Origin of the sequence: Litchfieldia alkalitelluris (genome assembly GCF_002153425.1) — a bacterium.
GTDB lineage: Bacteria > Bacillota > Bacilli > Bacillales > Salisediminibacteriaceae > Evansella > Evansella alkalicola.
The window spans coordinates 661,122-685,021 of sequence record NZ_KZ119600.1 but is presented as its reverse complement, the minus strand read 5'-3'; the positions used below and the strand labels follow the sequence as shown (position 1 = coordinate 685,021).

Genomic DNA, 23,900 nt, shown 5'->3' with positions numbered 1-23,900 from the left:
TGGTCCTCTGTCAAGAAAGTAGACAAAAATTAGAGAGAAATATCGGTTATATGAGTTGATTTTACAAACTTCCGTTAAAGAATTCTGATACTTAATATTCTTATAACTTGGTTAGATGTCCATCAGCTGGGTTCTCTCGTTTCTTCGCAACTTGACACGGAGCCTCTGCGGGCATGTGTTCCTAGCCACGAAGCCACATAGGTTACAGAACCTGTGGCTCGCCAAGGAGGCTAACATACCCGCCACTCCGTGTAAAGTTGCTTTGTGTCTGCCACTTGAGATTATGCGGCACTTTCTCCTTTGTCTGCTTTTTGCTTATTGCCATGGAGTTTTTCGTACTCATTTGGCGATACATAGCCTAATGTCGAATGGCTCCTTCTTGCGTTATAAAAGCTCATGATGTACTTCCATATTTCCTTAGCTGCTACTTCACGGTTCTCAAACTTCTGTCTGTACACTAGCTCTTTTTTAAGTGAGGAAAAAAATGACTCCATGCACGCATTGTCATAACAGTTTCCTTTACGACTCATACTTATTTGCATGTTACATTCCTTAAGCCGATCAATGTAATCCTGAGAGGTATACTGACTTCCTCGGTCAGAGTGGTGGATTAACCCTTCCCCTGGTTTTCTTGAACTAATAGCTCGTTCCAAAGCTCTTAATGGCAATTCTTTTGTCATCGTTTTATCTGTAGCCCACCCTATGATTTTTCGGGAGAACAAATCCATCACTGTCGCTAAGTACAACCAACCCTGCATTGTCCAAATATACGTAATATCCGTTACCCAAACACTATTTGGTTTGTCTACTTCAAACTGTCTATTTAATAGATTAGGGTAAATTGGATTTTGATGCTTAGAATCCGTTGTTACCACAAACTTTTTCTTCGGTGTTGCTCGTAACCCCATTTCCCGCATATATTTACCAACAGTTCTTTCAGCTATTTTAATCCCAAGTTTCCATAATTCCCTGGTAATCCTAGGGCTACCATAAACAGACCTATATTCAAAGAATAGCCTACGGATCTTTGCCATTAACCTCTTTTTTCTTTGCTTACAAGGCAAGTTGTTTTCTTTGCTGGTTTTTATCCATTTATAATATCCACTCTTTGAAACCTTTAGGACTTCGCACATCTTCACAACTCGAAATTCCTTTCGGTGCTCATACATAAAGTTAAACTTAACTATCGGCCTTTCATGAAGATGTGCGCCGCCTTTTTTATAATCTCATTCTCCTCCTTTAATTCATTAATTTGATCTAGCAGTTCTTTCTCACGTTTCTTGTACTCTCCAGGTGTAATATATTCTGTTCCTTCTTTACTTTGCTTTAACTTTTCCCGATACTTTTTTACCCAGCGATATATGTTTTTGCTTGAGATATCCATTTCACTACTAACCTCTGTAGCTTTCTTTCCTTCTTCTACTACTAACTTAGCGATATACTCTTTAAACTCCTCATCATAGGTTTTAATCATTTTGACACGCTCCATTTCTAGATTATGGTTTTATTCTCTCCATAACGTGTCCACTTTATAGTCTAGACCCACTATTTAGAAACTCCCTATAAAACTGAACAATTTCTAAGCTCTGATGTGTGAAAGTAAGAAATAATAATACAAAGAGAAATCCCCAACCAAATCAGGCTGGGGAATACTGTTATTCATCATGATCGTGGCAATTATGTCTTTTCTTCTTGTCCCATTTAGGGATAAATCCATCTTCAGCTAACTTCTCGTGGTGTTTTTCCATAAAGGAAATTATTTTCTTACCTTTTTCTTCAGTAAAAACACCGTACTCCACGTACTTATTAATGATCTCCACTTTTTGCTCAAGTGCTTTCTGTTGAAGCTTGGCCATTTCATCTTTCTGCTCAGCTGATAGTTCTACATCATTCACGCCGTCCATCTCGGCACTCGCGTCCATAGGTAGTCCTAATACACTTACCATTAGAAAACCAGCTGCCATCATACTTATCAACCATTTACTCATACTAGTTCCTCCTTTGAAAAAACTAGTTATAGCATGAGCAATTTTTCTATTTTTATCCACTTCCACCAAAAATCATCATAGTTCAAAAATAAAAATCACACTAGTCATTTACAGAGCCAAACTTCAAACAAACCAGCCTTTTTCTTTGAATTTTGCGATAGCTTCAATTCGGTTCCCTACTTCTAATTTATCGAGAATGGAGGAGATGTAATTACGGACTGTTCCGTTCGTGAGGTAGAGCTGCTCTGCAATTTCCTTTGTGCTTTTTCCCTCTGACATTAACCGAAGCACTTCACTTTCCCGTTCTGTTAAAGGGTTTTCTTCACCACTGTAAACCTCATCTACCAACTCGGGAGCATAGATACGTCTTCCTTTTTTCACACTGCGAATAGCACTGGCTAATTCCTCACTTGGACTATCCTTCAGCATATACCCGTTTACACCTGCTTTAACAGCACGCTGAAAGTATCCAGACCGTGCGAATGTAGTTAAAATAATGACTTTGCAATCCAAGTCCTTTAGTTTTTCCGCAGCATCTAATCCATTCATTCCTGGCATCTCAATGTCCATGATACAAATATCAGGTTCATGCTGCTCAACAAGCTTCACAGCCTCCTCCCCGTTACTCGCACTTCCAACTACAGTCATATCATCTTCCAGATCAAGAAGTGCTGCCAGTGCACCTAATAGCATTTTTTGATCTTCAGCAATAACAATCCGTATCATTTACTCTACCTCCTCCCCAAATTTCCCCACATTGTTAGGTACCTTGATCATAACTTCCGTGCCATCACCATTACTTGTTTTAATGTCCATACTACCGTTTACAAATTCAAGTCGTTCTCTCATCCCTTTTAATCCACTTCCAGTATTCTTTTTACCAGTATTATCAAAGCCAACTCCATTATCCTGAATCGTTAAGACTGCTTCCGTATCTGTCGGTTGAATCGATATCACACACTCAGAAGCATTACTGTGTCTGACAATGTTCGTAACCGCTTCCTTTAAGCACATACTGAGGACATTTTCTCCAACTAGTGATGTGTTAGGTAGCTCTAACTCTCCTTCTAGTTGAAGTTTTATTTGAGCAGCATCTAATATTTGTTTGATTCTGAAAAACTCATCCTCTATCTTTGCACCACGCATCTCCATTACAAGCTCCCGGACTTCCATTAAGGCTATTCTAGCTGTATTTTGTACGTCCTTAATTTCAGATCGTGCCTTGTCTGGATTTTTGCTAATCAATCTAGCGGCTAAATCACTTTTTAAGCCAATAAGAGAAAGTTTTTGTCCTAACGTGTCATGTAAATCTCTCGAGATTCTCTGGCGTTCTCTAATTTTTACAAGCTCCGATATTTGCTTATGGGCATCATCAAGTCGCCCTTGCAAGTGTTCCTCTTTATTTTTATTGTAAGTGCTCACAGGGAGTAAGATAACTGCAATGATACTGAGAAAAATAAAAGGAAGCTGAATGATAAAAACACTATGAGCAATAAAACCATAGTAACTAGAGCCAAATGTTGTGACTAACAAAATCGTGTATAGCGTAATAAAAGCACCTTTGTGGCGGATGTTCCCTATAAAAAAAGCAAGGAACAGGAAGAAATAAATATATCCAAAAATCACACTCATGGCAGTTGAAATGGCAATTTGAATACTTGCACCTAAATAAACAAGCCATCCTTTAGTTGCAAAGGATAGCACGTAACATATGAAAAAGCCGACGATCATTGTAATACCTACAACAATTTGCCATGTTGGCGTATCGTATATAATAAAATAAAAGGGAAGGATATAAAACACAATCCAAACATATGGACTCAGTCCTGTTTTTTCACGAAACTTATGATTCCAGTTTTTCATGCTTACACCTTCCCTATTTCAATTAACTGTAATGTCACCTCATTAGTTAATATCTTAACATAATCTCCGTTAATTGACTTTCCTTAAATCGTCTTTATTTGACATAACGTCTTCTAAGTTTTCCAAATTCAGTTCCCTAGTAATGTTGGTTGCATTATTTCTTAGATTCTTCTTATATTGCTTCAAGCCTTTAAAACTAATAAACTCTTTCCTATCTTCGTCCCACAAACGGAAATTTAGTGACTTTAGACTAGTTTTTACCGTAATAGTCGTTGCCTTTTGAAGGGGCGGTGTTGCATTGTGAGCCTTCTCCAAGTTGTAATTTGGTACACGCGGACTCAAGTGATGGACATGGTGAAAACCAATGTTCCCTGTCACCCACTGTAGTACTTTAGGAAGCTTATAATATGAACTTCCGTCTACAGCAGCCTGAACATAACTCCACTCTTCATCATGCTCAAAATATGTCTCTTCAAACTGGTGCTGAACATAGAAAAGCCAGATTCCTAACATTCCTGAAACAAGTAACACGGGGCCTTGAATCATTAAAAATGCTTCCCAGCCAATTAATACAGTAAGACCAGCATATAAACCAACGATCCCTAGATTTGTCACATGTGTATTTATCTTCTCTTTCCTTTTTGCACCTTTCACATTAAAGCGATACTGTATTAAAAAGACGGCGACTGGCCCTAATACTAACATTACGAATGGATTTCGATAGAAACGATACGCGATTTTTTTCCAAATAGAAGCTTCCATATATTCATCCACTGTCATAATCCACATATCACCTGTACCACGTTTATCTAAGTTACTGCTCGATGCATGGTGAATGTTATGACTGTTCTTCCATTGCTGATATGGTACAAGGGTGATAATTCCTGTGATTGTACCTAGAATATCATTAGCCTTCCTATTCTTAAAAAACGATTGATGACAGCAATCGTGAAAAATGATAAATGTCCGTACTACAAAACCTGCAGTAATAACTAAAAGTGGTAGAGTTAACCAGTAGGATACAGATAAACTTAAATACGCACCATACCATAATAGTAATAATGGACCTAATGTATTAAAGATTTGCTTCATACTCGTTTTTGTATTAGTTTTTTCAAATGGTGAAACATCTTTTTTTAGCTTAGCAATGTTAGATTTACTCATCACATACTCCCCCCAAATAACTGAACTTATTTACACAAGCACTTCAAGTAACATTTTTAACTATAAACATTATAAGAAATGTGCAAATGTTAGATAAGTCATAAACGTCAAGGAGGGTATATGACAAGTGTCATATATCATATGATTTGATCCAATATGCTAATGTTGTTGTTCAGTACGTGAAGACAAAACTTTATTAAATTCTAATATGTAAGTTTAACGTCATTCCGAAAGAAGTTTTCCACTTCAAGCACCCCTAAGGGATGAGCAGTTTTTCACGTATTACATTCCCTGTTCTTCAAATCTTTTTATATCCTGGTTATGTCCAATGACGATTAATAAATCTTCCTCAGTAATTTGATAAGTTGGCTCTGGAGATATATTGATGACTTCCCCTTTTTTCACTGCTAATATCGTTACTCCAAACCGAGCACGTATATTTAAGTCAATTAATGATTTACCAGCTAATTTAGAGGTAGCAAATAGTTCAACAATGCTGTACTCTTCCGATAACTCGATGAAATCAATAATTTTGTCATCTGATAAATGTTGAGCGACACGCCTTCCCATATCATTTTCAGGGTGAACGATGTGATCAGCACCAATTTTCTCCAACACTTTATGATGATAATCGTTCTTAGCCTTTACAAGAACATTTTTCACACCCATTTCCTTTAAAACTAAAGTAGTTAAAATACTAGCTTGAATATTATCACCGATTGCAACGACGACATTTTCAAAGTTTCTAATTCCAAGGGAGTTTAAGGCTGCTTCATCAGTAGAATTTGCAATCACAGCATGAGTAGCGAACCTCGCATAATCATTAACCTTCTGCTCATCTGTATCTATTGCAAGCACTTCATGTCCTTGTTTTACCAGCTCTTTACACACACTTCCCCCAAATCTTCCTAATCCGATAACTACAAACTGTTTCTTCTCTGCCATCCTTCCCATCTCCTTTTTAATAATCACCTAGAAGCGATCAAACCTCTTATGCTTAATTCCAGTAGTTTCATTGACCATGGATGCCTCTAGCACAGCATCAGGATCTACATTTAGTACAAGCTCTCTTACTTTAGGATACATAAATCGATTTGTGATGCAATAAATGATTTTTCTATCTTCTTTTGTATATCCACCTTGTCCATGTAAATAAGTTAGCTGGATATCCAAGTCCTCCATTAACCTCACACCTACTTCTTCTGGCTTGCTTGAAATAATCGTAATGGATTTTTCCTGGTTTAACCCGTCTAAAACAAAATCAATTGTTTTTGAAACGATAAAGAATATTGCAATAGAAAACATCGCTTGCTCTAGGGAATAGACAAAGGCTGCAACAGATAAAATGACTGCATTTATGCTAAACAGAAAAGTACTAAATGGAATGCGATATTTTTTGTTCACCCAAATACCGAGCATCTCCGTCCCATCAATAGCGCCACCCATCTTGACAACAAGACCGATCCCCAGTCCTAAAAGTAAACCACCATACAATACGATTAATACCTCAGATGTTGTGATTGGTTGCATCGGAGCCATCCATATCAAGGCAATACTAGTGACAACATTTGCATAAAGGGTGCGAACAACAAACTTCTTCCCCATATATTTAGATGCAAAAATTAATGTAGGAATATTAAGTAATAAAAAGACGACCCATATGGGAATATTCCAGACAGCTTTAGACATAATTGCAATCGCAGTAACTCCCCCATCGACAAGTTCATTAGGGGCAAGGATTAGTTCTAAACCAGCAGCTACTATGATTGAACCTGCAGTTAGTATGAAATAGTCTAGTATTTTAGTCATATATAGCCCCCTTCATTATGTTTGTTTTTACATTATAACAAAGAAATAAACCAACCGTTAAATCCTCCCTTACACTGAAAGTCTGTTTCATATTAGGCTCTTTATCTTTCATATAATAACCTTTTCCCTTAGTTAGATATTAAACAGGTTATGCTCTCATATACTTTTTTAATGTATGAAGGCTCAAATGACTTGTATTATATCTAGAAATGGGAATGGGTGAATGTAAATGGAAAAGGCAACACCTTATGAAACAGCAAAGCAATTTATTTTTCAATATTACCCGAACTGCTATGGGGCCATCCTAGCCGGTAGTGTTGTACGTGGAGATACCACTTCAACTTCAGACTTAGATATTATTGTTTTTGATGGAATGCTTCCTGCCCCATATCGTGAATCATTACTATTTCAAAACTGGCCAATTGAAGTATTTGCCAACAACTTAACATCTTATAAACAAATTTTTCAGAGTGATTATGAAAGAGCAATTCCAACTCACCCAAAAATGATTGTAGAGGGTGTAACTATTATTGATCTAGGAGTTATCACTTCGATTAAAAGAGAAGCCAAGGAATTCTTAGAAGAAGGCCCAGAGCCATGGTCGAAAGAAAAAGTGGACATGAAGCGATATTTTCTCACTGATGCATTAGATGACTTTGTTGGTGCAACAGTTCGAGAAGAAGAGATTTTCATTGCCAACACTTTAGCCGAGTGGATACATGAATTCTATCTTCGAACAAATATGCAATGGATTGGTGAATCAAAATGGATTATTCGCTCCCTCCGAAATTATGATCCAGATTTCGCAGATAAGTTTGTTGTAGCATTTGATGAGTTTTACAAATCAGGAACAAAAGAAGGGATAATTAACATTGTTGATTTCGTGTTAACTCCATATGGTGGAAGATATTTTCACGGTTTTACAATGGGGAAGTACTAGGAAAATAGGACTTAGTAAACTAGCTTTTACTCATTAATGAAGTAAAATATAGTTAACTCCTATTTTATCTCTCCCACAACAAGATTTTAGCCTACTATCATTCTTTCACAATAAAAATAATAGCAAGGGTGATTATAATGAATCAGAAACGCCATGTTACTGTTTTAGACTTTGATCACACCTACGACTCACAACCGTTTTTACACAACAATGAATATGACTGGATTGATTTTACAAGATTAAGAGGTACAAAGAAGTATTGTGAAGAATATTCCTTATCTACCATTTATGAAAAGATTAGAAAGAAAGAGAACAACGGGATTACCTTTATAGGAAGTGGAGACTACCATTATGTAACCTATTTATTGTTAAGTAACGTAAGAGTGCCATTTACACTCGTTTTATTTGATCATCATACCGATTTATTGAAGTCACCATTATCGGATTTTATTACGTGTGGCTCCTGGGGGTTACATGCAATCGAGCAATTAAAACTATTGAAAAAAGTTATCATAATAGGTGTCAATCCTGAACTAATTAAGACTATCCCTCCCCATGTAGCACATAAAGTCACTATTTTTCCAAACACACCATTTTCGTTAAACAAGAAAATAATCTATAAACAAATCCTGCAACAAATTCCAACTCGCACTGTCTACATAAGCATCGATAAAGATGTTTTAAATAGAAACGACGCTATTACAAATTGGGATCAAGGTGACTTACATCTTTCTTTCCTTAATGAAACCATTCAACTTATATCAAACTATAAAACAATTGAAGGTGTCGATATATGCGGTGAATCGCCACCAAGCCACACTCAATCATTTTCAGTAAACGGCAACAATCCACATGAAATTAACAGCAAGACTAACAAACAAATACTCGATGGACTACTTTCGATTATGGATAAAAATAGTTTTACACCTAATCAAGTTGATTATCATTAATTTTCTACAACAATCTACTACAATATTACCTAGGAAATAATGAGGAAATGGACGGTATGTCATCTAACTTTGTCGAGACTTATGTGAATCTCTATTCAATCCGAGGAATGATGACAAATTAACATAACGAACCTATTCGAAAACATAACTAGCGGAAGCGCCTGTTCTCGTGACCATAGGCGCTTGCGCTTTTCTTATTTCACCTCTACTATCAATGTTATGATAATGGTGAGGTGGTGAAAAACAATGACCATTTTCTTTGAAGTGGTTCTTCCTGTACTTCTCGTATTTCTTGCTGGGTATCTGTTGCAATATTGGAAAAGGGTCGACATCAAACCAATTTCCACAATAGCAATTTATGTTATGACCCCAGCACTTGTTTTTCGTACATTTTATCAGGCAGATGTAAATATGCAATATTTATATATGGCGATTTTTGCATTAATTCTGTTGTTTTCCTTAATTATATTGAACAAATTGTATAGTCGCATTAGTAATTATCCAACAAAAACAGAAAGTGGTCTGATCCTATCCACAGCGTTTATGAACTCTGGGAATTACGGTGCACCAATTATCCTGTTTGCATATGGAGAAGCTGGATTTGCTTTTGCAATTATCTTTATGGTGCTACAATCTATCATCATGAATTTTTTTGGAGTTTATTATGCAGCAAAAGGGCTTACGGGCTTCAGAACAGCCATTAAGGTTATTTTCACATTGCCCGCTACATATGCTGTGATTCTAGCATTATTATTCAAGAGCACTGGGGTGAAACTACCAAACACTTTTTTACTGCCACTTGATATCATATCCGAGGCAACCATCCCGACTGTCATGATATTACTAGGAATGCAACTGGCAAAAATTAAGTGGGAAAGCTTTGAATGGTCAAAAATCAGTTTTGGAGTAATGATGAGGTTAATCATTTCCCCTATAATAGCATTTGTCATAACGATTTTTTTACCGATGGATCCTCTTCTTGCAAAAGTATTAATCGTCTTGGCAGCAACACCATCAGCAGCCACAATGGTCATGTATTCCGTTGAATTTAATTCTGAACCTAAGCTTGTCTCAAGTATCACTCTCGTTTCCACTTTGATCAGTATTTTTACGATAACGCTGTTAATATCATTATTAGAAATCCTTTTTTAATAAACGCCCTCTTGGTTTACGTAAAAAATAGTGCCTGAATCCGAATAATTCCCGGCTCTGCACTAAAGATAACCAGCGAATAAAAACAAGCTGTGATAACTTTTAAAGTTACCACAGCTTTAAGTTACTACCTCTTAGTTATTAAATTCTCCGCGTACTCGCGCTTGAACGATTTCAGTAAAGAATTGCTCGTAACCTTCTACATCAAGCTCACGGTATGCACTTACAAATTCTTCCCAAGCTGATTCAAACTCGCCTTCAGCTGCCATTGCAATTCTTGGATAGTGTCTTCGAATAATCTCTTCAGAACGCTCTTCAAATAATTGTTCAGGCGACCCTTGAGCAATATTTGCACTCCAAGCTGGGAACCATGGACGATCATCTGGATCAGCAAATAGTTCTGAGAATGTACTAATATTGTATGCGTCTAGAAGTTCTTTTTCTTCTTCCCTATATTGAATATAAGCAACTTCTGGTTGTCCAGCTGGTCCCACAGCATTTCCATCAGAGAAAGTACCACCTACCACTGGCCAATCCCAGTTATACGTATTCATACCTAATTCATCTCTAAGATCTTCATCACGTGCAAGTTCAATTTGCTCATCAGTACGCCAGAAGCGACCATTTTCATCTACTTCATAGTGTTCACCCTCGAAGCCCCAATGAACCATTCTTTGAACTTCTTCAGAGAGTAATTCATTCCAATATTGAATAATTCGTTCTGGGTTTTCTGCATTAATCGTAATACCAGCTCCACGGTTACCTACAAATGTAGGAGCATCAATATATTGATCTTTAATATCTTCATCAAAAACTACTGGGAATGCCATAAACTCACGTTCAGGGTTTCCTGCATCTTGTAATGCTATTCTTGCATCACCAAACTGCCAACCATAATCAAAGAATCCGAGAACACGCCCTGATGCTAACTTCGATAAGTATTCATCATAGTTAGAAACAAACATTTCTTCATCTAATAGACCTTTATGATAAATTTCGTTTAACTTTTCTAACCAACGTTTTGCATATTCCGAATCAGCATATACGCTCGCTTCGTGTGTTTCCATATCAACCATAACTCCACCGTCATTAGGATAACCAGCTAGGTGGTTAGGAATATTTGAGAAAGCAAAGAATCTCCAATCATACGTTAAACCAGTATAAGGTATAACATTCATACCGTCAATTTGTGGATTTTCTGCTGCATAATTCTCAATTAATTCAAAGTATTGATCGATTGTTTTAATATTTGGATAATCATTCGCTTCTAGAACAGCACGTTGAATCCAGAATGCGCCTTGATTGATATTTGGATCAGGTATATGGTCATTGATTGTTGCACCAAATGGTAAATAATAAATGTTTCCGTCAGCCATAGTAAAGTGATCTAAATATGGACCATATATTTCTAAAATAGTTGGACCATGCTCTTCAAGTAGGTCGTTTAATGGAATAAACGCCTCCGCATCTAGCATAATGTCAATAGCAGCATCAGGTATAACCACATCTGGATAATCACCACTTGCTACCATTACACCAATTTTGGTATTAATATCTCCTACAATATGCTCTAATGTAAAATTAACACCTGTTCTTTCTTCTAGAATTTGACCAATTCTCGTTTCATTTGTATCCATGTCTCGTCCAGGTGCAGCCGCATTAAAATAGTGATATGTTATTGGTGTTGTATCTATAGCAGGTTCCTCTTCACCATCATCTGCTTCAGTATCGTCAACTTCTTCTTCTGTATCCGGGTCATCAGTACCATCAGGCGCTTCATTAGATGCATCTTCTTCCGTAGAACAGGCAGCAAAAACTAAAATTAAAGCTAACATTGCAATATAAAGCCAATTTTTTTTCATCATTAAATCCCCTTTCCGATTAGGAAATTCTAGAAATTTCAAAATAGATAAACCTGATAGCACTTCTTTGTTGTCCAATGTAATAACCACCCTGTATAAATCTAATTACTTATATAGTCCGATCTATAAGCCTCACCTCCTAAAAGTTCATTCATTAAAGCGCTTACAAAGTACAGAATATTCCGAATAATAAACTAAAAAATTTTTATGCTCCCATACTGAAATTAATGGGGCTCATTTCCATTCAGAATAAGCAAAATGTACTAAAATATGTGCTGGCGATGAACAACTGCACAAAGTCGTTACCGGGAAAACAACAAAATTTCCTTATCTTTGTGCGTTTTCGACCATTTAGTAGAATTATATATACTTACAAGTTCATACTAAAAGTAATAGATGTTACTAACTCAGCTTTGAACTACTAGATTACACAAAAAATTGATACGTACATACCATTTTTAAAATCGGTTAAAAAACAATTGACATTTACCAGAAAACACTTACATTCGACATGAAACTACGACCTTACATACGTACATGTGAAAAGTAAACACCACAAACTAAATATTTGACCTTACAAGTATTATATATTTTTACTTTTAAATACACAATATTTTTTTAAAAGAATATAACAATTTTTTTTACATTTTCTTTTTTTTATGATTCTAGTATGGTACAATGGTATTATTTTTTTTGCAATCTATAGCTATAATCATAGTTTTATAGAGCCTAATAATAAAGAAATGAATAAAGAATTTATATATTGTACGAACAAGTTATAAAGTAAAAAAAAGTGCCTGTCCCCAAAACAGGAAAGCTATACTAATCAGGGGTTAGGTGTCTCAACTAGTGATAAATTCTCGGTACGTCTACATGGAGTTCATGTTTTGATGTAACATGTAAAATCTTATTCTCAGATTTATAATTAGGAATTCCCTTCATTTTTAATTGCTGATTTATCCATTCCAAATAATTATGATAGATTTTTCCTTCGACTATAATAGGAAAGGCGATATTCGTAGCCCTCTTTTTTATACCTAAATCCTCCACGTGCCTAATGATAGATAGATGATTAAAAAATTTTAGCTTTCTTATCATTTAGAAAAAACTACCGACAAGTCTACTTGTCGGTAGTTTTAAATGTTTACATATATCAGATTGATTCACATTGAAGTGTACAGCAAAACTGACATGGTGAATTTCCTTGATCTGAATCAAGCAGGTGATCCTTACCTTAAGCTAGACTTTACTATTAGCTTTCAGCAGGCTCCACATTAATTGCCATATTTTGAGCTTCAATACAAAGCTCAGCTACTCGGAATGCATGCTCCTGAGCCATGGCATTTTCCGTACCGTTTAAACAGTCTAGAATAAACTGCCCGAAGAAAGGGTAACCAACTTTACCAGATAGTTCAAAGTGCTTTTCTCCTTCTTGATTGACCAAATATAAATGATCACCTGTGTTATCACGTGCAATATCAATATACTTTCTTATTTCAATATAGCCTTCTGTTCCTAAAATAATTGCGCGTCCATCGCCCCAGGTTCCAAGGCCGTCTGGGGTAAACCAGTCAACACGGAAATAAAATGTTGCCCCGTTATCTGCCACGAGTGTCGCATCACCGTAATCTTCAAATTTAGGATATTGTTTGAAGTTGTAGTTTGCTACTTTACTATGTAGCACTTTAGCATCCTTTGCACCAGCAAAATGCATAAATTGTTCGATTTGGTGGCTTCCAATATCACATAAAATACCACCATAGCTTTTAGGATCAAAGAACCAATCTGGTCTACTAGAAGCATTTGCTCGGTGAGGACCTGTTCCAATTACTTGGATTACTCGCCCAATTGCCCCTTCTTCAATGAGTTGCCCAGCAAAAATGGCACTTTCTACATGAAGTCGTTCACCGTAGTAGATACCCCATTTCAAACCAGTTTCAGCAACTTTTTCTCTTGCAAGTTTTACTTGATCGAGTGTTGTAAACGCTGGTTTATCTGCAAAATAATGTTTTCCATGGTCTAACGCTTTTAATCCTACTTGATAGCGGTCTGACGGAATACTTGCGGATGCAATTAAATGGATTGTTTCATCTTTTAAAATTTCCTCTTCTGAAGCTGCAATCTTTACTTGAGGGTATATGGTTTTAAACTTTTCCATTTTTTTCGGATCGGGATCATAAACTGCTATCAGTTGACCACCTGCTTCGATTAATCCATTACACATGCCATAAATATGTCCATGATCTAATCCAATTGCGGCAAATAAAAATTCTCCTTCTTTTACTACTTTATTTTCAAACCCTTTAGGTGCATAATTCATTCCATCATTTTTGTTCATCTTTGGTACAACTCCTTAAAAAGTTTTAGATCGAGTCAATTTCATAATTACCACAAAAGTCACTTAGAGCAGATATCGTCTTGCGAATGATTAAACGCATCTATATTGTAATCTTAGTAACGAACCTATGAAGTTATGGAATTATGAATTTATCAGATTACCTATATATAATTTAGGCTTTGTCACTTCCAGTTGTTATTGTGGTGTCAGAAAAGTTCGAAACACTATTTTTCTTTTCAAAGAAATACGTTGCATTTTTCAGTGAACCTTCTCTTGTATAGAATGGACTTTCTTCTGTTAATGGTAATTTCACTGTTTCTTTCAAGCTAGCCGCTTGGTATATAGCGGTAATTAATTCTAATGTTTGACGACCTTGCTGACCATCGACTAATAGTTCCTTTTTTCCTTGAATGGCTAAAAGAACGTCTTGAATTTGTCCTGGATGTCCTTCATATTCAACTTCTGCTAACTCTCCATATACTTTTTGGAGCTTTTCCTCTAACTCTAAGTCTTCTTCAGGAAATCCATTTTCTTTTGACTTTGATGCTGTCACCTTCCATGGAGCTGACACGCGCGCATTCTTCCCTTGGAAAATAAGTTGTTGCTCTTCACCATGGTGCACGACAGAGCTCGTAATTTGCGCTAAACTTCCATCTTCATATTTACCGATTGCTATTGAGATATCTTCAACTTCTGCATTATCGTGAGCTGTATTACTTGTGACAGCAGTAATTTCTGAAGGCATTCCCTTCATCCATTGTAAAATATCAATGTGGTGAACAGCATGATTTAATGTACACCCGCCACCTTCTTTTTCCCAAGTTCCTCTCCACCATAAATCGTAATAGCTGTACCCTCTCCACCAGAACGAATCAACTTGTGTATGGACGATTGGCCCCATTAACTCCGTATCAAGAACTTGCTTTAATTTCATCATTGAAGTTCGAAAACGATTTTGAGCAATGACAGATAAAAGTTTGCCACTTTTCTTAGCAGCTTCGTTCATGGCATCGCACTCTTCTAGCGAGGATGCCATTGGCTTTTCAACAATGACATGGACACCTGCATTTAGTGAGTTAATTGAGATTTCTGCATGGGTATATGGTGGCGTACATACAGAAACTAAGTCAACATCCTCAGACTCTAATAATTTCTGATGGTCATCATAAATATTTACATTCAAATCGTATTCTTTAGCTGCCTTTTCAGCCTTTTCGGGATAAATATCACAAAGAGCAACTATTTCACAGCTTTCTGAGAACTCTTTGTATCCTTTAATATGTGATGGTGCGATTGCTCCTGTACCGATAATTGCTACTTTTAACATATCCTCACTCCTCATAAAAATTAGATTATTATTTGTAAACTCTTTTCCGAGACAAAGTCGAAAAGAATGCAGAAAATTGATTCACCGTATTACAATCGTAATAACTAGATAGCTTTGCCTATTATCTAAGATACACAGCGTTACCGTCATTTTTCGCAGAATCATAGATAGCTAAGACAACCTCTAAAGCATTCCTTCCATCTACTAAGCTAGTTATAGGATTTCGATCATGTCGAATTGCTTCTACCATGTCTTGAACGACTTTCTCATGTCCAAAACCATATACGGTTGGAGCATTTTCTTCTTGATGACGAATCTGATTCAAGACTTCAGCCTGTTCATTTTGATAGTCCTTACTAAATCTCCACGTCTCAATTTTATTGGCTGCGGCTCCACTTAAAACAACAGTGCCTTTTGCTCCAAATAGACTAAGGCTACCTTCCAAATCACTTGGAAATACAGTACCAGCACCTTCTATTAGACCAATTGTTCCATTTTCGAATTCCAATGTCGCTGTTCCAACGTTTTCCATTTCAATGTCAAAAAATTTCGTTTTTATATTACCTGATACTTTTTTGACTGGTCCCATCATCCAGATTAATAAATCAATTGTGTGTATCGTTTGATTCATTAAAAAACCATCTTTATGCGTTGTTTTTCCTCTCCATGGATCTTGACTATAATAGGATTGATCGCGATACCATCGAACACTTCCTACCCCATGTGACATTTCACCAAACCGACCTTCTTCTAATGCCTTTCTCGTTACCATAACAGCTTGGTTAAAACGATTTTGAAACACAATTGTTGCTTTTACCTTATTTCTTTTTTGCGCCTCAATCATTCGGTCTGCATCCTTTAATGTTAAGGCAATCGGTTTTTCAATAATCACGTGCTTTCCAGCGTCCATTGCTGCTATTGCAATTTCCGCATGTAGATGATGTTCAGTACAAATGTTTACGACATGAATGGAAGGATCTTGTAATAACTCCTTATAATCCGTGTAAACTGTAATATTTTCTGACCCATTTACTAGTTCACGTGCTTTTTGCTCAACCACATCACATACAGTTGTTAACTGGGCACCATTTGTTTCTAAAATCCCAGCCTTATGGAATGGAGAAATTCTTCCGCAGCCAATAATTCCAAAGTTAATCATCATTTACACCTCAGTGGTATTTTCCTTATACCTTCTTTAGTAGGTACCTTTTGTAGATATACGCATACAACATACTATTTATCTGAACCCCCTTTTTGTAAGCGTAAACAAAGCTTTTCAAATAAATTAATCGTCAATATTACCCATTGCATTGTTTTAAATTTTTTTGCATAGTGTAGGCTGCCCTTGTTTACTAGATCTTTCTACACTTAAATTAATTAAGGCAATTTAAGTTAAAGTATTAGACTTCTTAGGTGCTAAAATAGCCACTAAATTTTTCCTAATTATTATTCAACGTATTCTCACACTTTTCTATCGATGAAATATCTGTTAAAACTGAGAACTTCGATTGATTCACCGCTTTCTCTTTCATTTTTAAGCTACGCTTTTATAGTAATAAAAAAAAGAAGTATTGGCTTTTCTGACATTAACCAATACACCTTATTATTTAACTGTTATTGCTCAGTTGGAATTTTGCAATAAACTTTTTTTATAATCTTCAGGAGTGACTCCTGTAATCTTTTTAAAAACTCTGCTAAAATGAGCCGGGTGTTTAAAACCTACTTTATAACTTATATCCGTAACACTAGCGTGAGAAGACATGAGAAAATCTACTTTCGCTTGATTAACTCTCCTGTGGTATAAATAATTAAAAATAGTAAATCCCGTTGCTTCTTTAAACACTTTTGATAAATAAAATTTACTTATATGTAGTTCATTTTCAAGTCGATTTAAACTAATTTCTTCCATGTAATTTTTATCAATAAAAGAAATAACCTCCTGTACGTGGCCCATCTTTCCAATTGATACCTTATTATCCTTTTTATTATCTAAAGCCTTTTTAAAATAGGTGTATATAAGTGTCAGCATTTCTATGAAACCTGCTTGAACACGAAATGGCGACACGTCATTTTTAATTTTATTGTGTTCATTCATTTTTTTTAATAGGTTCTCAAACTCCTCTTTTTCATCTCCATGTAAATTAACACGGTACGATTGAAGAGTAGTAAAAGGGACTAATACAAATTCCATGCCCAGCGTACGAAGGACCTCTTTATAATACTTCGAATCAAAATGAATGCTTGTACGAACATAATCTTCATCTTCGAAAATTTTAGCACAATGTAACGTTAACCCGTGCATAATAATGATATCCCCGGGAGAAAGTGAGTAGATTTTATCTCCGATTAAGTATCTACATTTTCCTTTGTGAAAATAATAGATTTCGTACTCAATATGAGAATGAAATGAAATTTCTGTTTTTGTTTTTACATTGTAGTTTAATTCAAACTGAACCTTTTCCCCTGTGATTGAAGTTGTCATAAAACCTCTCCTTAGTAGACACTCGCTAATTTGTTAGAGCTGATTTTATTAGAATGAAGAAAATTGTATTAATACAATTCATTTATTTAAAATCCCAATTTACTCTTCTCATCATCGTTTTTTCTATTAATAAATTTAATCTAATTCTTATTCAATTTTATCAAAATTCAGTCTGTTAGCCCAACTTCTTTATCATAGCTCAAGCAATTTAAAGCAAAACTTCCAAGCTCTATGTTACTTATTCTTTTCCGCGTAAAAGTAAAGCCCCGGGGATCAAAAAATCCCCCGAACCATTAGTCCGAGGGAACATAAAACACACTTCAATTTTCATCCAAAAACCACTAAGCCTATTGCCACCAAGCTATTTCAACTCTATCAACGCAACTGTCTCAACTTGTGCAGTATGCGGAAACATATCAACTGGTTGTAGTGATTTCAACTTATAGCCAGCGCCAATTAATTCATGGACATTCTTTGCCAATGTTGAAGGGTTACAGGATACATACACTATACGCTCAGGTTTTACCCGAAGTAATGTCTCTATGAAGACGGAATCTAAACCTGTTCGCGGAGGGTCCACCACAACCACATCTGGATGCCACCCTTCTTTTTCCCACTTAGGGAGCAAAACTTCCGCTTTACCAGTTACGTACTTCGCGTGCTCCACACCATGAACTTCTGCATTTTTCTTAGCATCTTCAATGGCTTCTTTAATAACGTCCATTCCCCTTAGCTCTGCAGCACCATCTGCAAGCCAGAGGCCAATCGTTCCAACACCACAATATGCATCAACAACTTTTTCAACGCCAGTGAGAGCTGCCGCCTCCTTCGCTGCATGATACAATTTCTGCGTCTGTACGGGGTTTAATTGAAAGAAAGCTCTTGGTGATAAATCAAACCGAAACTCACTCATTCTTTCTTCAATTTCATCTTTTCCGTACAATGTTTTGGTTACATCCCCAAATATAAGTGATGTTTTTTGTGGATTTATATTCTGAACAATGGAAGTGACGTCTGGAAGCCTACGTTTAATTTCCTCTATGAGTAACTCTACTCTAGGAATCTCTTCTGTTGCAGTGACTAGAACAACTTGATATTCCCCTGTCTCAAAGCCGACACGAGTGACGATCGTACGTAAAACCCCTTTTCTTTTCCGTTCATTATAGGTAGGGATTTTCATGTCCCCCGCTAATTGTTTAATAACATTTGTTACTTTATTTGTCTGGGGGTGCTGGACAATACAGTCTTCAAGGTCAATTAAACGATGGCTGTTAGGACTATACAACCCTGCAATGACCTTCCCCCCCTGTTGGCCCACCTGCATTTGACTCTTATTCCTATAGTGCCATGGGTCTTCCATTCCTAACGTATCTTTAAAGTCTATTTTATCAAGATTTATTTTTGTATATCTCTCGAAAGCCTGCCGAACAATATCCCTTTTCTCCCTTAACTGACCTTCGTAGGACAAATGTTGCAGCTGACAGCCGCCACATTCCTCATATATTGGACAAGGTGGCGCAATCCTGTCTGATGACTTCTTTCTCAGTTTCACAATCCGCCCTTCAGCAAACTTTCCTTTGACCTTTGTTACTTCACAGACAATTTCTTCACCTGGAAGTGCACCTGGTACAAAAACAACTTGCCGTTTAAAAAAGCCGACCCCTTCACCATCAATCCCCATTCGCTTTATCGTTAATGGAAACTTTTGCCCTTCCTTCACAGTCACGCCTTCATGACGTTGAGAAGAACGACGATCACCAGATTCTTTAAAATTTCTACTCTGTTTTCCTTGTTTTTTATTACTTCGACTGACTCCCTTGTGTTCTGCCACAATTTCCACCTCATATTTCGATTATCATCTCTCTAGATATTAGATGATTTTCGCCCTGTGTTCAAATTCCTAACTATCCTCACTAAAATATAAGGCAAACTTAGTCCACTTCTATACTTTCCCAAATATATAAGGAGGCATATGTACGATAAGGTTTCCAAGCTTCTGCCCATTCAAGCATATCCTCGTGTGAAGGTTTTTTGTCTAGCTTATAATACTTTTTCAACCCATTTTGAATGCCAATATCTTGTACTGGAAAAAGATCAAGCCTCCCAAGACCAAACATGAGGAAACACTCCACCGTCCATCGCCCCACTCCTCGGATAGGAAGTAGTTGTTCCATCACCTCATCGTTCGAAGCTTCGCGCATTTTTTCCAAGTCTAGTAGACCCTCAGATATCAATTTAGATGTGTCAATGACATACTCAGCCTTTCTTTGGCTGAACTGAAGTTCTCTTAAATCATCTACCATTAGCTTACTAACTTTATCTGGACTTGGGTAAAACCACACGCCATTTTTTTCCGCACCAAAGGCTTTAATAAACCTCTCCGTTAGACGATAAGCAAAAGTCATATTCAACTGTTGATGAATAATTGTTTTCATTAAACAACCATACATGCTGAAATCACATATAAAAGGAGTTCCACGAAACGGCTGTATGAGTGAGCTTAACTCTGTTTTATCTAAATGCTCATAAATTTTTTGCAATGGAATATCCCAATGGAAAATTTCCGTAAGACGTTTCATTACAATGGCTTCATCTATGCTATCTCCTCCAGTTATACGAAACTTTGGGTTTTCAACAGTACCAAGTTGCGATACCTCCACAACTTCATTCTTCCCCTCCACTTGTATCGGAACCTTCAGCATCTGCTCCTCCATATTCATCACAATAATAGGGTCGATTGCAAGCCTTTTTAGTCCTTGGAAAAAATTATAAGGTCCTTCTAACAAAAGCTCTTTATCCATACGTACACCGCCTTTCTTGACATACATTCTATCAGATTTCACCTACTTCCTTAAGTTGGCAGCCCAAAATTCCCTAAACTTTTGATAGAATAGATTTGCGAAACTGTTTAAAGGGAGAGATTATATTGTCTATACCAACAGATGTAGCTTCATTGCAAATTATGGCTGAAGTATACAAGAAGAAAAATCTTCAAGATATCCTTGATAAGACGGTGCATAGTTTAGTAGATCAAGTGCCGTACATTGATTGGGCAGGAATTTATTTTTACGAAAACAATTCTGAAGTTCGACTTATGGCAGCATCTGATAAGGAAAATGATCTTCAGTGGGAAACAAACAGCGAATTAAAGTTTCCTATTAAAACTTCTGATGATGAAAGTTTAGGAATGTTAATCGTTCGTACTCGCGAAGCAATTGCATTTGATGTTACGGATGTTAGTACATTAGAAACAATTGCAAGTGCCATTGGGGAAACGAGCTTTGCTAATTAAAAAACTAAAGGAGACTCCTACATTTTACTTAATGTTAGGGTCTCCTTTTGTAAATATAGAGTACATGTTTTTAAATGGTTGTCTAGCTCCATTTAGTCATCTGTAGGAAAATCCCGAGGTAGACCTTTTTCAAATACAAGATCATCTAAACTCTTGAACTTATACCCCTGTTCCCTCAAGTCATCAATCACTTTAGGCAAGGCTTCAGCATTATCACTCGAAACGGAATGAAGTAGCAAAATTGCCCCTGGGTGCACACGCCTCATAATGGAATCATACGCATATTTCCACCCACGCTGCTCTTGAGTAACCCAGTCTTTATAAGCAAAAGACCAAAAGACATTAATATATCCTAACTCTAAAGTCCGCGCCAAACTTCTTTCACTAAAGGTCCCTCTAGGCGGTCTTAAATAACGCATACTGTCCCGATCATTTCCAGTGACCTCTTCATATAAATCACGTAAGCTTTCCAATTCCCTCTCTATCCGTTCATCTGAAACTTCTGGTAAGCTAGGGTGATGATAAGAGTGATTTCCAACAATATGCCCCTCTTCTTCCATTCTCATGATAAGATCACGCTGTTTATCAAGGTAATGTCCAGTTACAAAAAAAGCAGCTGGTACATCCTTCTCTTTTAAGACGTCCAACACTTTTTCTGTATATCCATTTTCGTAACCATTATCGAATGTTAAGTAAATTTCTTTTTTTGTTGTATCTCCAATATAGAAGCCACCATATTTATCTAGAAGCTCCTCATAAATCGGTTCTGTAGTTGCAGGCTCATTATTTTTTGATGGCTTAAAGTTCCAATTATATATTTGATTACTCTCTGTCGCCCACACTGAATTAGCACTTATAGTTACTAATAACAGCAATACTAGCCCAATTTTTAAACAGATCCCCTTTTTCATCTCGCTCACCTTCACTTTAATTTGTGGTTAAGAGTCATATTACTTTGTTAGTGTTCTAAATAAATTTATTTTCATACCCATTTTTTATATTCATCCCGCAACATGTTTTCCTTTAGATTTCTACAAACATGCATAATCAATGGCGTTTTTTACCATAGTAATACTAAATAAATTCTACAGGAAAGTGTGGTACTACTCATGACTAGACGCAGCTGGATTATATTCGTAATTCTTGGGGCTATCGTTGTTCTTTCACATGTTCAAGCAGATGAGGTAAAAGGTAAAGAGATACAGTTGTCACCTACATCGACAAATGAAGTTATTCAAACATTCGGACGAACAGAAGATGGTTATGCACCACTAGACCAGGATCCTTTCTCTTTAGAAAATGAGTCACACCAAAATGAAATATTATCAGATGTATTCCTAACAATGCTATCACCTACTTTTTCCTCAGCTTTACAAGAATACTATAAGGAACCAGTGCAATTCGATTTATACAATACTGATATTATTGAACTGGCAAGATTTCAGCACAAAGGCGAAAATGAGAAAAGTAAGCATTATGATTTTCATGTAATGATTCGTTTAAAACCTTATTCTGAGACTAATGAACCTTTAGGTATTTCAACCTTAACGTTAAATATTAAACCGTCTGAAATTATAGTAGTAGATTTAGTACATGAAGATATTTAAACTGAAACCTCAACAGGAAAGAAGGATTTACTATGAAACAAGCCGTTACTGTTACTAAAACATTATTCATTTTGGTCACCCTAATTGGACTTCTCCCCCTTTTAGGCCTCTCAAAAAGTGAAAAGGTAGATTTGGTTTTAACAGAAGTACATACAACAATCATTGAGGCTGAGCACATCCTTAGATACGATATTACAATTACAAATCAAGGGGATTCAAGACTTGAAAGTGAGTTTGACTACCCTGGACACCACCCCCTTGGTTTTCAAATAACAGTTAGACCTAATGAAGCCCTTGAAAAGCTAATGGTCATGGAAGAAAACACAACATACAAAAAAATGAGATCAATGGGTGGAGGAGCATCTGGCATTTTTGAACCTCACCAAGATGCAAAATTTAATATTGAGTATCAAATTAATGAGGAGGCTGACTTTCAGGAAGTGGAGAAAAATGCATATGATGCTGTGCTGCTACTCATTGACGGGGTAGAGGTCATTCAGGAATTCCCATTAAATTAATTGTAAATTCTGAAGTCAAAAACTTTGACTCCCTTACTCCATTCACTTATGATTGTTGGTAAATGGTGTATATAGCAACTAAAGCTTTCTGGGGGGATATTATTTGAAATTGTCCTTAGAGGATTACATAAGCATCCAAATTCATCAGACCGATTTACAACTTACAAGTTATATAAAGTCTAAGCTAGAAACTTTTAATTTGGCTCCTGAACAAAACCTTATTATGATGCTTCTTTGGGAAAAAGATGGCCTTTCTCAGTATCAAATTGCCGAGAAGCTAAGGAAAGATAAAACAAATATTGCACGTATGGCATCTAATCTCGAAAAAAAAGGTTTTATTAATCGGAACAGCTGCGATATTGATCGACGCTCAGTAAAATTATTCTTAACTGAAAAAGGCAGGGAGTTAGGAGAGTCCATTATTCCGATTTCGGAGAGGTTTAATGAACAGGTTTGTAAGGGTATTACAAAGGATGAACTGCAAATCCTCGAGAGCATATTAAAAAAAATGAGGAAGAATGTGGAGTAAGAAGGAAACCTCATACTCCTTTACCCAATTGTTGCTATACCAACAAAATAGGAAGAAGGGGACTTCCCCTGTATATAAA

Annotated in this window: 22 protein-coding genes and 1 pseudogene; 7 read left to right on the top strand and 16 right to left on the bottom strand. The window is 36.4% G+C overall.

Annotated elements, in window-relative coordinates:
* Positions 1-281 precede the first annotated feature (281 nt).
* The 7 genes and pseudogenes from BW724_RS03305 to BW724_RS03270 form a co-directional block, all read right to left on the bottom strand.
* A pseudogene (locus BW724_RS03305) lies at positions 282-1,474 on the bottom strand (IS3 family transposase).
* 181 nt (positions 1,475-1,655) lie between these two features.
* Positions 1,656-1,988 carry a YckD family protein gene (locus BW724_RS03295; RefSeq protein WP_088073663.1) on the bottom strand — a complete coding sequence of 111 codons (333 nt, stop codon included), beginning with the start codon at positions 1,986-1,988 and terminating at the stop codon, positions 1,656-1,658.
* Positions 1,989-2,111: 123 nt separating this feature from the next.
* Positions 2,112-2,714: a response regulator transcription factor gene (locus BW724_RS03290; protein WP_088073662.1), complete on the bottom strand. Its 603-nt coding sequence runs from the start codon at positions 2,712-2,714 to the stop codon at positions 2,112-2,114.
* Entirely contained in the window at positions 2,715-3,851 is a 1,137-nt protein-coding gene (locus tag BW724_RS03285) for a sensor histidine kinase (protein WP_088073661.1), read from the bottom strand. It abuts the gene before it with no gap.
* Between the two features lie 69 nt (positions 3,852-3,920).
* On the bottom strand, positions 3,921-5,015 hold the full coding sequence (locus tag BW724_RS03280; protein ID WP_088073660.1) for a Delta(5) desaturase DesA: 1,095 nt from the start codon (positions 5,013-5,015) through the stop codon (positions 3,921-3,923).
* Positions 5,016-5,297: 282 nt separating this feature from the next.
* Complete coding sequence (locus tag BW724_RS03275; RefSeq protein WP_088077646.1) at positions 5,298-5,969, bottom strand: potassium channel family protein; 672 nt, start codon at positions 5,967-5,969, stop codon at positions 5,298-5,300.
* An 18-nt stretch (positions 5,970-5,987) separates the two neighbouring features.
* Positions 5,988-6,824, bottom strand: coding sequence for a YitT family protein (locus BW724_RS03270; RefSeq protein WP_088073659.1), 837 nt, complete (start codon positions 6,822-6,824; stop codon positions 5,988-5,990).
* A gap of 229 nt (positions 6,825-7,053) precedes the next feature.
* Here BW724_RS03270 and BW724_RS03265 point away from each other — a divergent pair, with 229 nt between their 5' ends.
* The 3 genes from BW724_RS03265 to BW724_RS03255 all read left to right on the top strand — a co-directional run bounded on the left by BW724_RS03265 (position 7,054) and on the right by BW724_RS03255 (position 9,866).
* Positions 7,054-7,764 carry a nucleotidyltransferase domain-containing protein gene (locus BW724_RS03265; protein ID WP_088073658.1) on the top strand — a complete coding sequence of 237 codons (711 nt, stop codon included), beginning with the start codon at positions 7,054-7,056 and terminating at the stop codon, positions 7,762-7,764.
* A gap of 137 nt (positions 7,765-7,901) precedes the next feature.
* A complete protein-coding gene (locus tag BW724_RS03260) occupies positions 7,902-8,714 on the top strand; it encodes an arginase family protein (protein ID WP_088073657.1) in 813 nt (270 codons plus the stop codon).
* 246 nt (positions 8,715-8,960) lie between these two features.
* Entirely contained in the window at positions 8,961-9,866 is a 906-nt protein-coding gene (locus tag BW724_RS03255) for an AEC family transporter (RefSeq protein ID WP_088073656.1), read from the top strand.
* 134 nt (positions 9,867-10,000) lie between these two features.
* Here BW724_RS03255 and BW724_RS03250 read toward each other — a convergent pair whose 3' ends face one another.
* From BW724_RS03250 to BW724_RS03215, 8 genes are all read right to left on the bottom strand, one after another.
* Entirely contained in the window at positions 10,001-11,728 is a 1,728-nt protein-coding gene (locus BW724_RS03250) for an ABC transporter substrate-binding protein (protein ID WP_328588689.1), read from the bottom strand.
* Positions 11,729-12,574: 846 nt separating this feature from the next.
* On the bottom strand, positions 12,575-12,826 hold the full coding sequence (locus BW724_RS03245; protein ID WP_088073655.1) for a DUF421 domain-containing protein: 252 nt from the start codon (positions 12,824-12,826) through the stop codon (positions 12,575-12,577).
* A gap of 154 nt (positions 12,827-12,980) precedes the next feature.
* Positions 12,981-14,066 (bottom strand): Gfo/Idh/MocA family protein, encoded by a 1,086-nt coding sequence (locus BW724_RS03240; protein WP_088073654.1) that lies wholly within the window; start codon positions 14,064-14,066, stop codon positions 12,981-12,983.
* A 172-nt stretch (positions 14,067-14,238) separates the two neighbouring features.
* Positions 14,239-15,393, bottom strand: coding sequence for a Gfo/Idh/MocA family protein (locus tag BW724_RS03235; RefSeq protein WP_088073653.1), 1,155 nt, complete (start codon positions 15,391-15,393; stop codon positions 14,239-14,241).
* A gap of 121 nt (positions 15,394-15,514) precedes the next feature.
* The gene (locus BW724_RS03230; protein WP_176371270.1) at positions 15,515-16,552 is read right to left on the bottom strand and encodes a Gfo/Idh/MocA family protein; all 1,038 of its coding nucleotides are present in this window, start codon (positions 16,550-16,552) and stop codon (positions 15,515-15,517) included.
* A 462-nt stretch (positions 16,553-17,014) separates the two neighbouring features.
* Positions 17,015-17,875: an AraC family transcriptional regulator gene (locus BW724_RS03225; RefSeq protein ID WP_088073651.1), complete on the bottom strand. Its 861-nt coding sequence runs from the start codon at positions 17,873-17,875 to the stop codon at positions 17,015-17,017.
* Positions 17,876-18,236: 361 nt separating this feature from the next.
* Positions 18,237-19,601 (bottom strand): 23S rRNA (uracil(1939)-C(5))-methyltransferase RlmD, encoded by a 1,365-nt coding sequence (gene rlmD / locus BW724_RS03220; protein WP_268876171.1) that lies wholly within the window; start codon positions 19,599-19,601, stop codon positions 18,237-18,239.
* A 205-nt stretch (positions 19,602-19,806) separates the two neighbouring features.
* Positions 19,807-20,676 (bottom strand): DNA-3-methyladenine glycosylase family protein, encoded by an 870-nt coding sequence (locus tag BW724_RS03215; protein WP_088077643.1) that lies wholly within the window; start codon positions 20,674-20,676, stop codon positions 19,807-19,809.
* 125 nt (positions 20,677-20,801) lie between these two features.
* Between BW724_RS03215 and BW724_RS03210 the strand changes: the two genes are divergently transcribed.
* The gene (locus BW724_RS03210) at positions 20,802-21,167 is read left to right on the top strand and encodes a GAF domain-containing protein (protein ID WP_088073649.1); all 366 of its coding nucleotides are present in this window, start codon (positions 20,802-20,804) and stop codon (positions 21,165-21,167) included.
* 92 nt (positions 21,168-21,259) lie between these two features.
* Here the strand turns inward: BW724_RS03210 and pdaA are convergent, their stop codons facing one another.
* Entirely contained in the window at positions 21,260-22,078 is an 819-nt protein-coding gene (gene pdaA, locus BW724_RS03205; protein ID WP_088073648.1) for a delta-lactam-biosynthetic de-N-acetylase, read from the bottom strand.
* A 198-nt stretch (positions 22,079-22,276) separates the two neighbouring features.
* Between pdaA and BW724_RS03200 the strand changes: the two genes are divergently transcribed.
* From BW724_RS03200 to BW724_RS03190, 3 genes are all read left to right on the top strand, one after another.
* Positions 22,277-22,774 carry a DUF3888 domain-containing protein gene (locus tag BW724_RS03200; RefSeq protein ID WP_088073647.1) on the top strand — a complete coding sequence of 166 codons (498 nt, stop codon included), beginning with the start codon at positions 22,277-22,279 and terminating at the stop codon, positions 22,772-22,774.
* Between the two features lie 32 nt (positions 22,775-22,806).
* Positions 22,807-23,292, top strand: coding sequence for a hypothetical protein (locus BW724_RS03195; RefSeq protein ID WP_088073646.1), 486 nt, complete (start codon positions 22,807-22,809; stop codon positions 23,290-23,292).
* A gap of 103 nt (positions 23,293-23,395) precedes the next feature.
* The gene (locus BW724_RS03190; RefSeq protein ID WP_088073645.1) at positions 23,396-23,821 is read left to right on the top strand and encodes a MarR family winged helix-turn-helix transcriptional regulator; all 426 of its coding nucleotides are present in this window, start codon (positions 23,396-23,398) and stop codon (positions 23,819-23,821) included.
* Positions 23,822-23,900: the final 79 nt, after the last annotated feature.